General features: G+C 62.1%; 11 protein-coding genes. 2 read left to right on the forward strand and 9 right to left on the reverse strand.

The features are described 5' to 3' along the window. Window positions 1–340 precede the first annotated feature (340 nt). On the forward strand, window positions 341–2230 hold the full coding sequence (locus tag ACQKKX_RS16340; protein ID WP_427572079.1) for an alpha/beta hydrolase: 1890 nt from the start codon (window positions 341–343) through the stop codon (window positions 2228–2230). Window positions 2231–2279: 49 nt separating this feature from the next. Here ACQKKX_RS16340 and ACQKKX_RS16345 read toward each other — a convergent pair whose 3' ends face one another. The 7 genes from ACQKKX_RS16345 to epmA form a co-directional block, all read right to left on the reverse strand. Next, on the reverse strand, window positions 2280–4784 hold the full coding sequence (locus ACQKKX_RS16345; RefSeq protein WP_427572081.1) for a glycosyl hydrolase 2 galactose-binding domain-containing protein: 2505 nt from the start codon (window positions 4782–4784) through the stop codon (window positions 2280–2282). Between the two features lie 47 nt (window positions 4785–4831). Beyond that, window positions 4832–5806, reverse strand: coding sequence for a DUF1839 family protein (locus ACQKKX_RS16350; RefSeq protein ID WP_427572082.1), 975 nt, complete (start codon window positions 5804–5806; stop codon window positions 4832–4834). A gap of 2 nt (window positions 5807–5808) precedes the next feature. After that, entirely contained in the window at window positions 5809–6720 is a 912-nt protein-coding gene (locus ACQKKX_RS16355) for an amino acid--[acyl-carrier-protein] ligase (protein WP_427572083.1), read from the reverse strand. 37 nt (window positions 6721–6757) lie between these two features. Beyond that, window positions 6758–7939, reverse strand: a complete 1182-nt coding sequence (locus ACQKKX_RS16360) for an acyl-CoA dehydrogenase family protein (protein ID WP_427572102.1) — start codon at window positions 7937–7939, stop codon at window positions 6758–6760. Then, window positions 7939–8190 (reverse strand): acyl carrier protein, encoded by a 252-nt coding sequence (locus ACQKKX_RS16365; RefSeq protein ID WP_427572084.1) that lies wholly within the window; start codon window positions 8188–8190, stop codon window positions 7939–7941. Before ACQKKX_RS16365 ends, ACQKKX_RS16360 begins: the two co-directional genes overlap by 1 nt. Window positions 8191–8389: 199 nt before the next feature. Next, window positions 8390–9436, reverse strand: coding sequence for a lysine-2,3-aminomutase-like protein (locus tag ACQKKX_RS16370; protein WP_427572086.1), 1047 nt, complete (start codon window positions 9434–9436; stop codon window positions 8390–8392). Next, complete coding sequence (gene epmA, locus ACQKKX_RS16375; protein WP_427572088.1) at window positions 9430–10494, reverse strand: EF-P lysine aminoacylase EpmA; 1065 nt, start codon at window positions 10492–10494, stop codon at window positions 9430–9432. The genes ACQKKX_RS16370 and epmA overlap by 7 nt, the downstream gene beginning before the upstream one ends. 153 nt (window positions 10495–10647) lie before the next feature. On the opposite strand from epmA, the gene efp reads away from it, so the two are divergent. After that, the gene (efp, locus tag ACQKKX_RS16380; RefSeq protein ID WP_427572090.1) at window positions 10648–11217 is read left to right on the forward strand and encodes an elongation factor P; all 570 of its coding nucleotides are present in this window, start codon (window positions 10648–10650) and stop codon (window positions 11215–11217) included. Between the two features lie 97 nt (window positions 11218–11314). On the opposite strand, the gene ACQKKX_RS16385 is transcribed toward efp, so the two are convergent. Continuing rightward, window positions 11315–12766: an efflux transporter outer membrane subunit gene (locus tag ACQKKX_RS16385; protein WP_427572091.1), complete on the reverse strand. Its 1452-nt coding sequence runs from the start codon at window positions 12764–12766 to the stop codon at window positions 11315–11317. Window positions 12767–13098: 332 nt separating this feature from the next. Continuing rightward, complete coding sequence (locus tag ACQKKX_RS16390; RefSeq protein ID WP_427572092.1) at window positions 13099–14046, reverse strand: phosphoribosylaminoimidazolesuccinocarboxamide synthase; 948 nt, start codon at window positions 14044–14046, stop codon at window positions 13099–13101. Between the last annotated feature and the right edge of the window lie 267 nt (window positions 14047–14313).

A 14313-nucleotide genomic window follows, 5' to 3' on the forward strand; every position in this document is an offset into this window, starting at 1 on the left:
ACGTCCATAGGCTGCACCTCATCCGTATCTTGCACGAGGTCGACAGGCCGCGCCGTCAAGACGATCCGCACTGCCCTGACGCACCACTGCTTAAACATTTATGCAGGTAAAACGGATAGGGTTCTTGCGAATGACAGGCCGATCATGGGGCACGGTGCCTTAGGACCGGTACGCCGGGGTCCTCCTGCGGGCTCTCCACCATGGCAGCGCAGCGGACGATCCGTTGGCCCGATGCATGATGCAGGCGATCGAAAGATGGGTCGCGCGTTCAGAGCGTACGCCCGATGGTGACAGGCAATGAGGCACGGTGGCAGTTCGGGTCGCTGACAGGTTGAATACAATGGTCCATCCTCGGGTTCCTTCGCACGCCGCTGCCATGCCGCTGACCTTTGGCGGCACGATCGGCCTTTATACACCGTCGGCCGAAACCGTTCCCCCCACCGATCTCGCCGTGCTTTTTGCGAGCCCCTGGGGGCTAGAGGAAATGTGCACGCGCAAATTCTGGCGCATTCTTTCGGAAACCCTGGCCGATCGCGGCATGGCCAGCCTGCGTTTCGATTATCCCGATACCGGTGACGCACTTGATGGCGCCTGTTCGTCGCAAGGGTTACCGGTTTGGACGCAGTCCATGGTGGCCGCCGCCGACGCGCTTCGTCGGGCATCGGGCTGCCGTAAGATCCTCGTCATCGCGCAAGGCCTCGGTGCGGTCGTGGCCGCCGAGGCCGCCTCGCTCCTCCCGGATGTCGAAGGTCTGGCCTTTCTGGCGCCAGTCACGTCCGGGCGCCAGCACCTGCGCGAACTGGCGCTTTGGTCGAAGGTTGTGGATGAAAATCTGGGCCTGAGCGAGGATCAGCGGGATGCAGCCGGTATCACGATCGCGTCCTTCGTGATGCCGCCCACCATCGCCAATGATCTGCGCAAGGTCGACTTGCGTGCCTTGCCAGTGGCGCCGGCGGATTACTGCCTGGTGGTGACGCGGCCGGACCGCCCGGCGGATGCCGACTTTGCCCGACATCTTGCAGCCTTGGGTACCACGGTCACCCGCCAAGTCTTCGCGGGTTATCATCAGCTCGTCTCCAATCCGTTATCGTCGCGCGTGTCGCCGGACATGGTCCAAGCGCTGGTCGATTGGGTTCAATCACTGCCGGCGGCGCAGCGCGTGCGCAGCGGTAGAAGTGTGTTGCCTGGCTCCCCCGTACCCAATCGGGGCGACGGATTTGTCGAGACGCCGGCGCGCTTCGGTGATGGGCAGCGGCTATCGGGCGTCCTTTGCGAACCGCAAGGTGCCGCTCGTGGCGCCACGGTGGTTTTTGTCAGTTCGGCCTATGATCGCCATTGCGGCTGGGGCCGCAGCACGCTGGTTCTCGCACGCCAGCTTGCGCGTTCGGGCATTCGCTCGCTGCGCTTCGACACCGCCAATGCCGGCGACAGCCCGCCCTGGCCCGGCGAGCCGGACCAGGTGCTCTACGGGTCCGGCCAGATCCTCGATGTCGAGGAGGCACTGACCTTCCTTCAAACGCAGGATTCCATTCGGCGTTCCGGTGCGCCCATGGAGGAGCTTGCAGGCGGGGCTAGGCCGCAGACTGACCCCAAGGGCAAGCCTGAGCAGGTTGTTCAGGGCATGGACGCTGCCGTGACGCCGATCGTCGTGGCCGGGCGCTGCAGCGGTGCCTATCTTGCTCTGCAATGCAGCGAAATTGACTGGCGTATTTCAGGTGTCGTTGCTGTCAATCTTGCCACCTTCCGCTGGAAGACCGGCCGCTCGGTGGAGGAGGCGGTCAACAATGCTGGGCGCAGCCTTGGCGAATATCGCATGCGGGCGCTGCGTCTGGAAACTTTCAGGCGTCTTATGCGCGGCGATATCGATATTGGCAGCGCCGCCGCCCATATCGGCCGCGGCCTTTCCCTGCGAATCCGCAACCGCGCGGGCGCGGCCGTGCGTTTCTGGCTGCCGCATGGCCGCGCCGTGCAGGCCCTTCTGCAGCGGCTCAAGGCGGATGACAAGAAAGTGGCCCTGCTCTACAGCGAGAATGATTACGGCCTTGAGGAATTCACTTATTACTTTGGCGAAAGCGGCGGTGGTCTGGCTGCCTATTCCAACGTCTCGGTCACGATCATTCCTGCCGCCGACCACAATCTGACACCCGCCCATGCGCGGGAGACCTATCTGTCAGAGGTTCGTCGGATGGCCTTGCAGTTCCCGTCAAAGGTGCTGACCAAAGCCGAGTGAAACTTCGACAGTCCCCTGAGAGCAGACACGTACAGCCGTGACAAGACCATCAGAACCGCACCGAGTGGCGGCTTCCGAGCGTGGAAACCGAGCCGGTCGGGGGGCTGCTGGTCGCTGCGCCGCCCAGGATGTCGGCCCCGTCAGCGGCCGCAGGAGCGCCGGGTCGCGCTTGCGGGACACTGTCCGTAACCGGCAATAGCGCCACGCGCTTCACCAATCCCGGCGCCAGATGGAAGCCGTTTTCGGCGGGTCGAAAACCCGCGACGTTGATCGCGACCGATTGTGCGAGGCGATCCGTCTGCATTTGCAGGACCCAGCCGACCTCCTCCGCCACGAGATTAACCTCCAGCCTTGCCTCGTGAAAGGCGTTCGCCCGCCCGAGGGGAAAATGGAACGCCTCGGAGAGGATCGCGCCGCTTTGCGCGTCCGCAAGTCGCGCCACCGTGACGTCATGCGAGGGCGGACCGAAACGATAGGCGTAGGTCGTGTCGAAAAAAGCACCGAACAGGTCGGTGGCCGCCATCGTCCTGCCTTGCCGCGCATCGAGCGTCACTGTTGTTGTGCCGCTTACCACGGATTGTCGGCCATCCCGCAGGCATGACAGTGTGACCACCAGGTCGCGCTGCAAGGGACCGTCGTTGACAACATGCACATCCAGTCCGTTCGTGCCTTCGTCCGACAGAATGACGGTCACCGGCCGAAACGCACGCTTGAGGGCATGCCATGTCGATTTCCGCCGCCCGGTCGCATCGATCACGCCCCAGCCGGCTCCAGGCAGAAGATCCTGCAGCGTCCAGACCAGAGCGCCGTTGCAGCCGGAGACCGGACGCCGCCATTCCGCAAAGGTTGCCTCCATCACTTCGGCCGTCGCAGCGCGGGACAGGGCGAGATAGTGTTCGGGGTCTTCGTGACGCAGCCTTGCGGGGTCAATCTCATAAAGGTCGCCGATGTAATGGTCGCGCACGTCCTCGAAATCCCAGGACGCCCCGGCGTCGCGCGGCACCCGGGCCTTCCAGCGCGGATCACACGAGGGCGGCACCGGCAGATGCCGTTCCAGCGTCTCGGCATCCGGCACGCTAGAAAAAGCAAGGCATTCGGCGGCAAAACGCACGTTGGCGCGACGTGCATCCTCCAGTGGCCGACGATAAGCGCCAACGCCGTAAAAATGCGTCACGCCTGCATTGGCGGAAAATGGCAAGGCTCCGCCACTCGGCGAATTGTCAACATAGGGCACATCGGCGCGCTGCTCGGCGCAAAGCCCCGCCAGAAACTCTGTCGCGAATGCGGATTTCCAGGTGCGTTCCGGCAGACCCATCATCGCCCCCTGTTGAAACATCTCGCTACCGCCGCACAGGATCGCCAGGCTGGGAGAAGCCGACGTCCGCGACAGAAACTGTTCGACCTCGGATTTCACGTGAATCATCAAGGCATGGTCATTAGCCGGATAATCGAAATTGGCGAACATCAGATCCTGCCACACGAGAAGTCCCAGTTCGTCGCAAAGGCCGAAGAAGTCGGGGGTCTCGTAAACGGCAACGCCTGGAATACGGATCATGTTCATGCCGGCTTCGGCCGCCAGGTTCAGCCATGGCGCGTAATCCGCCCGTGCACCGGTCAGGGCGACGATATCCGCCGTCATCCAGACAGCGCCACGGCAGAAGACCCTCTCGCCGTTGACGAGGACAGCAAAACTCCGGCCATCGGCGCCGCGGTCCACGGTGATTCGGCGAAAACCGGTGCGGCCAATCCGCCGCCGATCGTTCCCATGCGCAAGGATCACGTCGTGAAGAACAGGCTCGCCATGGGTCCGCGGCCACCAGGGCGCAATATCAGGTAAATGCAGTTCTGCGGACATCCGTCCTGCGCTATGAGCAAACGTGCTTTCGCGACCATCGCAGATCAGCCGCAGCCCCGGCGTTTCGTCAGAGGCGGCAAACGACACGGTCAGGACCCCCGTGCCGTCATCGCCAAACGCCGTGCGAATGGTGAAATCGACCGGTTCCGCCTGGGGACGCAGGATCGAGATCGTACGCCAGGGTCCGACAGCCACCACGTCCGGGCACCAGCCGGGCATGAAACCGAGCGCCGTCGTGCGGATCAGCCGCAGGCCCTGGGCGCGCATCATGCGTGGTCGCCAGCGGGCGCGCGGTCCGGTCTTGGCCAGATGCGGGCCGATCGCGCGAAAGCAGATCGCCAACCGATCCTTGCCATGCAGGGTCACCGGCACGTCATGGGCCTCGAACATGCTTTCCGATGTCAGGATTAGAGCCCCGTTGAGATAGACTTCGGCGATCGTCGCAAGCCCGGCAAACCGTAGCAGGGCATCGCCCGCCGGTTCATCGAGCGTGCAACGATACCACGCATCAAGGTCTTCGAGCGCCAGGGAGGCGCCGACGTCGAAACGCCCGGCCTGCCGGAGCGCCGATGCCACCGTGCCGGGTACCGGTGCTGCGATCGTCTCGGCATGGTCGGGAATATCGTCGGGTGTGGCGTAAGCGCCGGCCTCGCCCAGAGCGAGGGTCCAGCCTTTGCCGAGAAAACGCTCGCTGGTCATCCCGCCGTCCTCCTGCCTTTGTCACCAGCCTCAATAGACATGGTGGTTCAGGCGGCTGCCCGCGCGTCGCCCAGTTCCGCCGAAAGGCCTGCCATCAACAGATCCCAGGCTTCCGCTGCGGGGTCGAGCGCTGTTGTCAGCGGATCGAATCTTTTCCGTGCCAGCGCGCGCGCCAGCAGAAACTGCGCGGATTTCGCGGTTTCGGCAATGGTCAGAGCCCGGTCTGCCTGCCCGCTCCGATCCAGCCAGGTCAGGTGAGAGGCCAGAAGTTCGAAATTGGCGCCCATCTGCCGCAGCGTGTTGAAGGCATATTTGTGAAAGAAGGCGAAGTCGCGCTCGGCCAGCCGGGTCGCCTGGAGCGCGAACACGCTTGCGAAGGCGCGCACCGGGTTGGTATCCGGGCGGCGCGCGAAATGCCGGCGCAAGAGGCGCTCGGCCTGGGTGCGGATATGGCGACGATCGACTGGCTTGGCCGGAAACTTCGCAAATTCGGTATAGGGCAGTAATGGCACATCGCCATCCTTCAGGTGCTGCTGGAATATGCCCGCAAAATCCGCTCCGGACAGCGAGAAGAGGCCGCCATTGTGGAAATAGTCCATGTGTTGACCGGCCATGTCCAGCCGGTTGATGGCGACCGTCGTCTTGCCGTGTTCGGTGCGATAGGTCAGGCCCCGCGTGTCCGGCAGGTAGAAACTGTCCATTTCCAGCAGGCATAGGCGCTTGCGGGAAATCTGCTCCAGAACATGGATTTCCGGCCGATCGAAGATCGCCAGTTCGGTGACACGAATCCCGTAAAGCGTCTCGAGGTCCTCCAGCGGTACCTTGAAAAAGGTCATCTGGTCGCCCTCGAAGTCCTGGGTCAGGGTAAAGCCCAGCATTGCTTCCGGCGGCAGGCCGGCGGCCGCCAATACCTCGATCCACAGGTCGACATAGCAGTTGGTTTCTGGCCAGATCCGGTCTGTGGCATGCAGGGCATGCGGCACATAGGCGGCAGGGTCGATCTGCGGAAAAACAGCAGTCATCATCAGCCCCACAACGTGGTGCGCACATGTTCCGGCCAGTCACTGACGTCCAGTCCGTGCGTGTGGAACAGCGCCAGCGCGATGCGTTCCAACCCGAAGCCGACGCAGGCCGTGTGCGCCACGCTACCATCCTCGAGGTTCAGCCCCCATTTGAGCCCGAATGAATCCTGATGGTAGTTGAAGCTCATGCAGGCGGTCGGGTTCGATGTCGACGTGATCGGGATGAGCAGTTCGAATTTCAGGTTCTGGTCGCGCTGGTTGTTGACCATCATTTTGCCGGCGCGTCCGAAGAAGGGGTCGTTGGCGATGTCGATGGTGACGTCGAGGCCGACAGCCTTCATCATCTCGACGCCGCGGTCCATCCAGTTCTGGCGGAAATCGGTGACATGGGTTTCCGTGCCCATGCAGACATACTCCCGCATGCGAAAGAGCTGCTGCCGGCCCGGGTCCCGGGACGGTTCGTGGCGGAAGCAATAGCTTTGCAGGTCGTAAAGCGCGCCGTGGGCCGGAATTTTTCCACGCCGTGCGACAGTGGGATACAGCGGATAGCAGGCAGCCGGCGTCAACACGATATCGGTAGCTTGCTGGCCTGTGGTCCAGTCATCTTCGCCCACTTCCATGCATTTGAGCAGGCTCATGTGATCAAGTTCGCTGCCGCAGAAGGAATGCACGGTGCCGGCCAGCTGCGGAAAACTTTTCATGTAGCCGCTCTGCTCGAAGAAGTCGCGGTTCATGCCAGGGGGGAAACGCATGGCTTCGGCACCGTCGCCGCCGCCTACCTTGTCGATCAAGCGTTCGAAGGCGGCGATCACTTCCTCGAACTGGCCGCTGCGGCCATAAAGCCCGTCGACACCGGTCTCGATCAGCAGGCCGACGTCAAACAGCCGGTCGAGAAAGGAGGTTTGCATGTCCATCACGTCACTCCTGAGGAAAACAAGTTGGTGGGAGATGTCAGCCTAGGAGGCTGAAATCGGGTTTCTGCACCAGAAGCATGGTCGATGAATTGGCCAGGATGCGGTCGTTGGAAATCATCAGTTGCGCCGAATGGGCGTCGCGCAGGTGGCGGCCGAGACTGTACGGCGTCCCGTTTTTATAGCCCATGATACCGCAGATCAGCATCGCCTTGTTGATGATGTCGAGGATCGTCTGCGAGGAGGCGATCTTGATATTGTTCATGGCGACGGCAAAGCCCATCGAGGAAAGCTTGTCGCCGTCCGCCTTCGCATCCTCATAGGTTCGGATGCCGGACAACAGGTTGGATTTCATCAGTTGCAGCAGGTTGCAGGCTTCCGCCAGATGCAGCGCGCCCGGCGGAACCTGGCCGGCGGACTTGCGGGCGGCAGCGCGAGCGAAGGCCTGGGCTCTCGAGACCGCGTCGGCAGCGATGCCGAACCACACGCCGCTCCACAGAAGGTGGCTGGTTGCCAGCATGGATTGCGCGGCGATCTCGGCAAACGGTTTTGGAAATACCTGCGCGGACGGTGCTTCGCCGTTGAACATGAAACCGTCCGAGCAGGTGCCACGCATGCCGAGCGTGTCCCAGATGTGGGTGCGCTCCAGACTGTACTGGCCCTTGCGGAAGACGGTCATTACCTGATCGCTCGGGGCGGCGTCGGCGTTGGCGCGCGAGGTGATCAGGATGGCGTCGGCTTGTGCGCCATAGGAAATCACCGTCGCGTCCTTCTGCAGGCGGCAGGTCGTTTCGTCTATTTCGATCGCGCAGATCGAATTGCGCAGATTGCCGCCGATGCCGCCCTCGGTCGTGGCTGATCCCAAAAGTAGCTGGCGTCCTGCCACTTCCTGCATGAAACCGGTATGCCACTGGCTTTCCGCGCCATGCTCCACGAGGCTCGAAAGCTTGATATGGTGCATGGCGAAGATCATAGCGCTCGAGGCGCAGGCCTGGCCGAGGATCGAGCAAAGTTCGGCGATGTCGAGAAGGCAGGCGCTCTCGCCGCCATGAGCCGCCGGCACCTGAATGCCAAGCAGCCGCTCGGCCTTCATCGCCTCTACGGCTTCCTTGGGGAAGCGGCTCCCGGCATCCACGTCGCCGGCAAATTCGGCCGCAATCTTCGCCACGCGATGCGCACGGGTGGCGAGCGTCGTGTCCGTGGCGAGGATCGCGAGCGACATCATGCGGCCTCGCGGCTTTTCAGGATCTGGGTTACCGTTTCCTCGATCGCATTGATGCTGGCAAAGGATTTGCGGTTCAGCAGAGCGTCGGGAAATTCGATATCGAATGCTTCCTCGATTGCCAGCATCAGCTGCACGGAGGCGAAAGAGGAAAGGCCAGCGCCATAAAGGTCCGCCTCGTTGGCAATATCCTTCACGGCCATGGGCAGGCCGCCCACACGGCCCAGCAGTTCGCGAATTGTCTCGTTCATCTCGACATCTCCCACGCATTCACTTGTTCATCGGTGATGCTGCAGGACTAAACGGAAAAGACTAAGGAACGCCGAAGTAATTCGGTGAAATCTTGGATGCGGGATTCGCTAGAATTTGAGGAAAGCGGCTTGGTAGATGGCGGGTTCAGCCGTTCGTTTTTGACCGCGGCTGTTGTACGGTCCGCCTGATCGCTATCCGTCACTTCGGCGGGTAACGATGCGTCTCGCCCCGGAAATCGCTCACCGAATAGCAGCCGTCTTCGCGCCGGGCCGCTGTTTCACCGATTACCGCCTTGCCATGTCCGCCGGGAATATCCAGCACATAGGTCGGCTGGCACAGGCCGGAAATGTTTCCGCGCAGCGCCGATACAAGCTTCTGTCCTTCATCGATGCCCAGGCGAAAATGGCTGGTGCCGGGAGCGAGGTCCGGGTGATGCAGGTAATAGGGCTTGATCCGCGTCTCGACAAAGGCCTTCATCAGGTCGGAAAGCACTGCGGGATCATCATTGACGCCCCTGAGCAGCACAGTCTGGCTTACCATCGGAAAGCCGGCATCCACCATCCGGGTGCAGGCGGCGCGTGCCTGCGATGTCATTTCGCGGGCATGATTGGCGTGCAGGGCCACGTAAACCACCTTGCCGCTTTGCTTCAGCGCATCGATCAGCGCCGCGTCGATCCGGTCGGGCTCGACCACCGGCACGCGGGTATGAAAGCGCAGGATTTTGACGTGATCGATGGCCGCCAGACCACGCATGATCGCGGCCAGCCGACGGGGAGAGAGCACCAGCGGGTCGCCGCCTGTGAGGATTACCTCCCAGATCTGGTTGTTGCGACGGATGTAATCCAGCGCCGTCTCCAGCTCGTGGGGCGAAAGCGTGCCATCGCCCTGCGGCCCCACCATTTCGCGGCGGAAGCAGAAACGGCAGTACACCGGGCACACATGCACCGCCTTGAGCAGCACACGGTCGGGGTAGCGATGCACGATGCCCTTGACCGGGCTGTGCGCGGCATCGCCGATGGGGTCTTCCCGCTCGGCCGTCGTGGTGACCAATTCGGCGGCATCGGGCACGAACTGGCGGGCGATCGGATCGTTCTCGTCCGACCGGTCGATCAGCGAAACCACGGTCGGCGTCAAGGCAATGGCATAATGGTCGGCAACGGTGCGCAGAGCGTCCAGCATGTCGTGATCGATCAGTTCCGCCGCCAGCAATTCCTCCGGTGTCTTCAGGGAGCGCATGGTCACCAACCCGTCTCCGCCACAGGCGCCCACATGACCTGGTCGACGCGTGTGGCCCCGGTCGCCAGCATGGCCAGCCGATCGAAACCCAATGCAGCACCGCTGGCCTCGGGCATCACCGCAAGCGCTGCCAGAAAATCCTCGTCGATCGGATAGGTCTCGCCATAGATGCGCGCCTTTTCCGCCATCTCGATCTCAAACCGGCGTCGTTGTTCACCGGCGTCGGTCAGTTCCCCGAAGGCATTGGCCAGCTCCACACCGCAGGCATACAACTCGAACCGTTCAGCTACGCGCGGATCTTGGCGCGAGGGGCGGGCAAGGGCTGCTTCCGAAACCGGATATTCGCACAGGATCGTGGCCTGGCCCCTTCCCAGATGCGGCTCAATCCTGTCGACCAGAACCTTGCTGAAGAGATCGGCCCAGCTGTCGTCGTCAGACACACGCAGGCCGACGCGCTGCAGTTCTGCCGCCAGCCTTTCGCGGTCGTTTTCACCGTTCTCCGCGATCGAGGAAAGTAGATCGATGCCGGCGAAACGCTCGAAAGCCTCGGCCAGCGTCACGCGCTCGGGCTCGGCAAACGGGTCGCAGTCCATGCCGCGATAGGTGAAACTGCGGGTGCCCGTCGTCTCGGCCGCGAGTTTCAGCATATCGGCGCAATCGGCCATCAGCGTCTCGTAGGTCTCGCCGACGCGATACCATTCCAGCATTGTGAATTCTGGATGATGCAGCGGGCCGCGCTCGCGGTTGCGATAGACATGAGCGAAGGTGAATATCCGCTCCTCGCCGGCCGCAAGCAGCTTCTTTGCCGCAAATTCGGGCGAGGTATGCAGGTAAAGCGACGCCGCGCGGCCGTCGATACTCAACGCCTGCGTCGCAAAGGCGTGCAGGTGGGCTTCGTTGCCCGGCGAAATCTGCAGCGCCGCCGTGTCGACCTCGATAAAAGCCGCGGTGGCAAAAAAGCTGCGCAGGGCGGCCTGCACCCGATTGCGGCCGATCAGGAAGGGGCGGCGGTCGGCGTGGAGGCTTTTCGTCCACCAGGGAGACGGGGAGGCACCGGTGCGGGTCATGGTTGTTTCTCTTCGCCACGGGCCGCGCCACGAAGGGCTGGCTATTTGACGGATTTTGGGTTAGTTGCGCCGCCAAGGAAACCTGAAAAGCATCACTGCGGCCTCATTTGCCTGTCCTCTACGACGCGGCCGGCCGAGTTACAAGGAAGTCTTATGGTCAAGGTCATCGCCTCATCGGTCCGCAAGGGCAATGTTATCGACGTCGACGGGAAGCTATACGTCGTTCTCACGGCTGAAAACTTTCACCCGGGCAAGGGCACGCCGGTCACCCAGGTCAACATGCGCCGCATCGTCGATGGCGTGAAAGTGTCGGAGCGCTGGCGCACGACCGAACAGGTCGAGCGTGCCTTCGTCGAGGATGTCAACTTCCAATACCTCTATGAGGATGGCGAAGGCTTCCACTTCATGAACCCGGAAACCTACGATCAGGTTGTCGTCGATGTCGAAACGATGGGCGAGCAGAAGGCCTATCTTCAGGAAGGCATGACCTGCATCCTCTCCATCCATGAAGGCAATCCGCTTGCCATCGAACTGCCGCGCCACGTCATTCTCGAAATCACCGAGACCGAGCCGGTCGTCAAGGGCCAGACAGCCTCGTCCTCCTACAAGCCGGCCATGCTCTCCAACGGCATCCGCACCTCGGTTCCGCCGCATATCGATGCCGGCACGCGCGTCGTCATCGCAACCGAAGACAATTCCTACGTCGAACGCGCCAAGAGCTGATTCACGTTCGTCCGTCCGGTATTGAAAAGGCCCCGCAACCTGGTTGCGGGGCCTTTTCTTTCGGTCAGGTGTGAAAGGGGTGGAAAGCCGCCCCTCGTTATTTTTTCAGCGTGCGGGCCGCATAAATGGTCGGGCCCTTGGCATCCGCAGGCGCCTTGCCATAGGCATAGCCGCCACCCATGGCAACGCTCAGTGAAACATAATCCAGAGCCATCTGGCGGATTGCCTGTGCCAGGCTTGTCTGCGCTTCCGAAACATTCCGCTGGGCGTCAAGAACGTCGAGAAGCGACGAGGCGCCGTCGCGATAGCTGGCGGTTGCGAGCGTCAGTGCTTCCTGGCTGGAGGCAACGGTCGCGCGATTTGCCGCAACCGTGCGGCTGTCGCGCGTGACGGCGGCAAGTGCGTTTTCCACTTCCTCGACGGCATTGAGGACCGTCTGCTTCCAAGCCAGATAGGCCTCACGCGCAAGCGATTCGCTGGCCGACAGATTGGCTCTCAACTGCCCGCCATCGAAAATCGGCAGGTTCAGCGAAGGGCCGAACGACCAGCTCAAAAGGTGGCTGTCCGAACCCCCATGGCGACGCAGATAGGACGGCGAGATGGAGCCGCTGAGACTGATGCTCGGATACAGATTGGCTTCGGCGACGCCGATATTTGCGACCGCGGCCGCCAGCTGACGTTCAGCGGCCCGGATGTCGGGACGGTTGCGCACCAGATCGGCAGGAACGCCGGCACGCGGGTTGAACCGGGCAACCGGCTGGCGCGCGCCGCGCTGCAACTCGTCGAGCAGGGCGGACGCCGGCATGCCGAGGAGCGTGGCGACGCGATGCGCCGCCTGGCGATACTGGGTTTCCAAACCCGGAATGGAGGCAAGCGTCGTATTAACCTGGCTTTCCGACTGCACGACGTCGAGCCGCGAGGCCGCACCTGCATCCAGCTGCAGCTTGGTCAGGGACAGCGTCTCGTTGCGCGATTTCAAGGTTGCGCGAGCAAGTGCCAGGCTTTCCTGGTAATAGCGCACGTCGATATAGGCGGAAGCGACCTGCGAAAGGAGCGACAGGCGAGCGGTATCCACGGCCGCGTCGGCGGCGCCGAGCTGGGCGATGGCAGCCTCTCTGGAGCGACGGTATAGACCGAAGAAATCGAGCAGCCACGATCCCTCAAGGCCACCGTTGACGTTCACGCTCGGCGTGGTGCTTGGCGTGCCGCGAAGTCCCTTGGCTCCGGACCGCGTGGCGGTGGTGCCAAGGCTCAGGGCGGGCAAGCCGCCGGCGCCGGCCGAAATCACATCGGCCTCGGCCTGGTTGATTCGTTCCATGGCCTGCAGGATGTCGAGGTTCTGGTCCAGACCCTGCCGGACGTAGCTGTTCAGGCGGCTGTCGTTGAATGCGGTCCACCACTGGTCGGCGGAGACGTCGCCACTGGTGCGCACGCTGCCCTCGGCAAATTTCGATGGAAGCGTTATTTCGGGGGCGGCGTGGTCGGGACCGACGACACATCCGGACAGCAGGAGCATGACTAGGGGAGCCGCTGCGCGTATGGAGACCATGTGTTTTTCCTAATCTTACGAAACTGGCGGCTTCCTGTCATTCATCCCGCACGCTTCCTCGACCCTCCGCAAGCGCGCGTTCCGTAACAGCTTTTGCCGAATTCAAAATCACTGCGTTAATTGACGGTTTTTTTACCTCTTGATAACCGCAGGCCAATCACAAAAAGCGATGGCACGAGAAAAAATCCGGCAAGTGTTGCAGAAAGCATACCAAAGCCTGCCGTCCGCCCGACGACGCACAGCGGCACAGCTACTCTCATAATCAAGCCGGATGGCTGCCAACCTCGCGATGACTGCGCCATCATGCGGATGCACGGTACCGTTCAGGTCGCTTACGCCGGAAAGTAGCTCTTCAAATTGGCGCGCACCCGGTCGATCAGCGGACCGGTACCGGTATCGGGCGCGAAGGCATGGCCGGTGATCATTTCGAAGGCGCTGCGATAGACGCTCGCGGTCTCCTCGATCAGCTCCTGGGGTATGGGCGGCAACGCGTCCTTATACGGATCGCACCGCTCGACCACCCAGGCACGCACGAAATCCTTGTCGAAACTTTTGGGGCGCCCACCACTGCGGAACGCCTCCTCGTAACTGTCCGCCATCCAGTAGCGGCTGCTGTCGGGCGTGTGGATTTCGTCGGCGAGGATGATCGTGCCGTTCGCGTCGGTTCCGAACTCGTATTTGGTGTCGACGAGAATAAGGCCGCGTTCGGCCGCCAGTTTCTGGCCGCGCGCGAAAAGTGCCAGCGCGTAATGCGAAAGCGTATGCCATTGGTCCGATGTCAGCAGGCCGCGCTCGACAATCTCCGCGGGCGTCAGCGGTTCGTCATGCCCGCCGTCGAAGGCCTTGCTGGTCGGCGTAATGACCGGCGCTGGCAAAGCCGCGTTGTCGCGCAGTCCGTCCGGCAGGTCGAGCCCATACATCTGTCGTTCGCCCTTCTTGTAGAGCGTCAGGAGAGAGGTCCCCGTTGTGCCCGCCAGGTAGCCGCGCACAACGATTTCGACCGGGAGAATCTCAAGACGCTTGCCAACAACGACGTTGGGATCCGGATAGGCGATGACGTGATTGGGGCAGATATCGGCAGTAGCCTCGAACCAGTAGCGGGCCGTCTGGGTCAGGACCTTGCCCTTGTCGGGGATGGACGTGATGATCCGATCGAAGGCGCTGAGCCGATCCGTGGCGATGATGATCCGGCTGCCATCGGCCAGATCGTAGTTCTCACGGACCTTGCCGTGATAATGGTTCGGCAGTTCGGGAATGAAAGCTTCGCTGAGAACGCGCACGGGCTTGGACCTTACTGGCAATGAATGATGGTTTCGCTATCGCATGTTTCGTCGGCCACAGACAAGGATGGCCCACAGGACATGACTGCACGAGAGCGCATCAGGGTCGGCCCGAAAACCACTTCGGCGGGCAAGCCGGACAGATTTTCCCAATAGCTTCATAATAACAACTACTTATTCGATTTTTGCATTTTTGTGAATTTGGGGTGTTGACGTTTTCGGGGGTGTTCGCCTATAACCCGGTCACTGACGAGGGCGGCGGCGCTG

The sequence above is a fragment of the Neorhizobium sp. NPDC001467 genome (genome assembly GCF_050275975.1).
Lineage (GTDB): Bacteria > Pseudomonadota > Alphaproteobacteria > Rhizobiales > Rhizobiaceae > Neorhizobium.

Excerpts from the sequence above, each read along its gene's own strand:
- ACQKKX_RS16340 (WP_427572079.1), top strand. The coding sequence starts at position 341 with ATGGTCCATCCTCGGGTTCCTTCGCACGCCGCTGCCATGCCGCTGACC.
- ACQKKX_RS16360 (WP_427572102.1), bottom strand. The coding sequence starts at position 7,939 with ATGTCGCTCGCGATCCTCGCCACGGACACGACGCTCGCCACCCGTGCG.
- efp (WP_427572090.1), top strand. The coding sequence starts at position 10,648 with ATGGTCAAGGTCATCGCCTCATCGGTCCGCAAGGGCAATGTTATCGAC.
- ACQKKX_RS16355 (WP_427572083.1), bottom strand. The coding sequence starts at position 6,720 with ATGGACATGCAAACCTCCTTTCTCGACCGGCTGTTTGACGTCGGCCTG.
- ACQKKX_RS16345 (WP_427572081.1), bottom strand. The coding sequence starts at position 4,784 with ATGACCAGCGAGCGTTTTCTCGGCAAAGGCTGGACCCTCGCTCTGGGC.
- ACQKKX_RS16365 (WP_427572084.1), bottom strand. The coding sequence starts at position 8,190 with ATGAACGAGACAATTCGCGAACTGCTGGGCCGTGTGGGCGGCCTGCCC.
- ACQKKX_RS16350 (WP_427572082.1), bottom strand. The coding sequence starts at position 5,806 with ATGACTGCTGTTTTTCCGCAGATCGACCCTGCCGCCTATGTGCCGCAT.
- ACQKKX_RS16385 (WP_427572091.1), bottom strand. The coding sequence starts at position 12,766 with ATGGTCTCCATACGCGCAGCGGCTCCCCTAGTCATGCTCCTGCTGTCC.
- epmA (WP_427572088.1), bottom strand. The coding sequence starts at position 10,494 with ATGACCCGCACCGGTGCCTCCCCGTCTCCCTGGTGGACGAAAAGCCTC.